Source organism: Mesorhizobium sp. M7A.F.Ca.US.005.03.2.1, from assembly GCF_003997795.1.
Lineage (GTDB): Bacteria > Pseudomonadota > Alphaproteobacteria > Rhizobiales > Rhizobiaceae > Mesorhizobium > Mesorhizobium ciceri.
In genome coordinates this window covers 1-2,658 of sequence record NZ_RZRP01000856.1, presented here as the reverse complement: position 1 = coordinate 2,658, position 2,658 = coordinate 1, and the positions used below count along the sequence as shown (strand labels likewise).

The following is a 2,658-nucleotide window of genomic DNA, read 5'->3' as shown; positions in this document are numbered from 1 at the left end:
AACACCCAGTGCTTTTATTTCCGGCCAGCAGCCGTGAAATCAGGCATTGCCGTATTTTGTCCACATGGCGGCGACAAGGGTTTTCGATTACGGATTGGGACCGGCTCGAAAGCTTGCGTGAAAGGCGGCTTCGTTTAGGAAATTCCCGAACCAAGGACTGGAGCGGGTATGATTCGTCTCATTGGCTATTTTTTCGGCATCGGCACGACGCTGGCCCTTCTGGTCGCGGCGGGCGTTGCGATCTACATCGGCCATTTGTCGAAGGATCTGCCCGACTACGAGGTGCTGGCCAAATACGAGCCGCCGGTGACCACCCGCATCCATGCGTCCGACGGCGCGCTGATGGCCGAATATGCGCGCGAACGGCGCCTGTATCTGCCGATCCAGGCCATTCCGGACCGCGTCAAGGCGGCCTTCCTGTCGGCGGAAGACAAGAATTTCTACAATCACCCGGGCATCGATGTCACCGGCCTCGGCCGCGCCATCATCGTCAACCTGCAGAATTTCGGCTCGGGCCGGCGCCAGGTCGGCGCTTCGACGATCACCCAGCAGGTGGCGAAGAACGTCCTGTTGTCCTCGGACCAGACCTACGAGCGCAAGATCAAGGAGATGATCCTCGCCTTCCGCATCGAGCAGGCCTATCCCAAGGATCGCATTCTCGAGCTCTACCTCAACGAAATCTTCTTCGGCTTCGGCGCCTATGGCGTCGCCGGTGCGGCGCTGACCTATTTCGACAAGTCGGTCAACGAACTGTCCGTGGCCGAGGCCGCCTACCTGGCCTCCCTGCCCAAGGGGCCGAACAACTATCACCCTTTCAAGCATGCCGATCGCGCGATCGAGCGCCGCAACTGGGTCATCGATCAGATGGTCGAGAACGGCTATGTCACGCGTGAGGAAGGCAACAAGGCCAAGGCTGAGCCGCTGGGCGTGACGCCGCGGCGCAGCGGCACCTATCTGTTCGCCGGCGAGTACTTCACCGAAGAGGTGCGCCGCCAGATCATCGCCCGCTACGGCGAGAATGCACTCTACGAAGGCGGCCTCTCCGTCCGCACCACGCTCGATCCGAAGATCCAGCTCATTGCCCGCAAATCGATGCAGAACGGGTTGATGAAATACGACACGCTGCGCGGCTATCGCGGGCCGGTGACATCGATCGATGTCTCGGGCGACTGGGGCGTGCCGCTTGGCGCCGTCAAGGGACTGGAGGATGTTCCCGAATGGTCGCTCGCCGTCGTGCTCGACAGTTCGGCGACCGGCCTGTCGATCGGCCTGCAGCCCGCACGGCAGGCGTCGGGCGAGATCGTCAAGGAGCGCGTCGAAGGCACCATCAGCAAGGAGGACATGGGTTTTGCCATGCGCCATGTGGTCGCCGGCAAGACCGTCAAGGCCAAGTCGCCGGCGGAGGTGTTGAAGCCGGGCGACGTCATCTTCGTGCAGAAAAACGATGGTGCCGAGGGCACCTACAGCCTGCGCCAGGTGCCCGAAGTAGAGGGCGGCCTGATCGCCATGGACCCGCACACCGGCCGCGTGCTGGCCATGGTCGGCGGCTTCTCCTATGCGCAGTCCGAATTCAACCGCGCCACGCAAGCCATGCGCCAGCCGGGCTCCTCGTTCAAGCCGATCGTCTATTCGGCAGCGCTCGACAATGGCTATACGCCGGCCTCGGTTATCATGGACGGGCCGATCACGATCCAGAGCGGCAACACGAGCTGGACGCCGAAGAACTATGACGGCACCGTCGCCGGTCCGGCGACCCTGCGCTCCGGCATCGAGAAGTCGCGCAACCTGATGACGGTGCGGCTTGCCAATGACATGGGGATGAAGCTGGTGGTCGAATATGCCGAGCGCTTCGGTGTCTACGACCATCTGGCACCGTATCTGCCAATGGCGTTGGGTTCCGGCGAAACCACCGTGATGCGCATGGTGTCGGCCTATTCGATCATGGCCAATGGCGGCAAGTCGATCAAACCGTCGCTCATCGACCGCATCCAGGACCGCTACGGCAAGACGGTGTTCAAGCAGGACGAACGTGGCTGCCAGGGTTGCAATGCGCAGGAATGGCAGAACCAGCCGGAGCCGGAGCTGGTCGACAATTCCGAGCAGGTGCTCGACCCGATGACCGCCTACCAGATCACCTCGATGATGGAAGGGGTCGTGCAGCGCGGCACCGGCGCCACCATCGGCGAACTCGGCCGTCACATCGCCGGCAAGACCGGAACGACCAACGATGAAAAGGACGCCTGGTTCATCGGTTACACGCCCAACCTCGTCGTCGGCCTCTACATGGGCTATGACACGCCGCGCGGCCTCGGCCATGGCGCCACCGGTGGCGGCCTCGCAGCCCCGATCTTCAAGGACTTCATGCGAGTGGCGCTGGACGGCACGCCCAATGTCGACTTCAAGGTGCCGGAAGGCATGAACCTGGTCGCCATCAATCGCAAGACCGGCATGCGTGCCGCATCGGGCGATCCCGGCACCATCATCGAAGCCTTCAAGCCGGGCACCGGTCCCGCCGACAGCTATTGGGTGATCGGCATGGGCGCCGACGGCTCAAATGCCACCGGTGGCGCGCTGTCGCCGCAGGCCAATCAGGCTATCCAGTCCGGCGGCGGCGGCCTCTACTGACGATTTTCAGGGGCGGATGGGCTGGCCTTGGGC

1 protein-coding gene is annotated in these 2,658 nt (G+C 63.0%); it reads left to right on the top strand.

Translation table 11 applies throughout. The features are described 5' to 3' along the window. Window positions 1-168 precede the first annotated feature (168 nt). A complete protein-coding gene (locus EN991_RS31505; RefSeq protein WP_127370216.1) occupies window positions 169-2,625 on the top strand; it encodes a penicillin-binding protein 1A in 2,457 nt (818 codons plus the stop codon). Window positions 2,626-2,658 lie beyond the last annotated feature (33 nt).

Bases quoted from the DNA above. Each gene is read 5' to 3' on its own strand.
- EN991_RS31505 (WP_127370216.1), top strand. From the start codon at position 169: ATGATTCGTCTCATTGGCTATTTTTTCGGCATCGGCACGACGCTGGCC.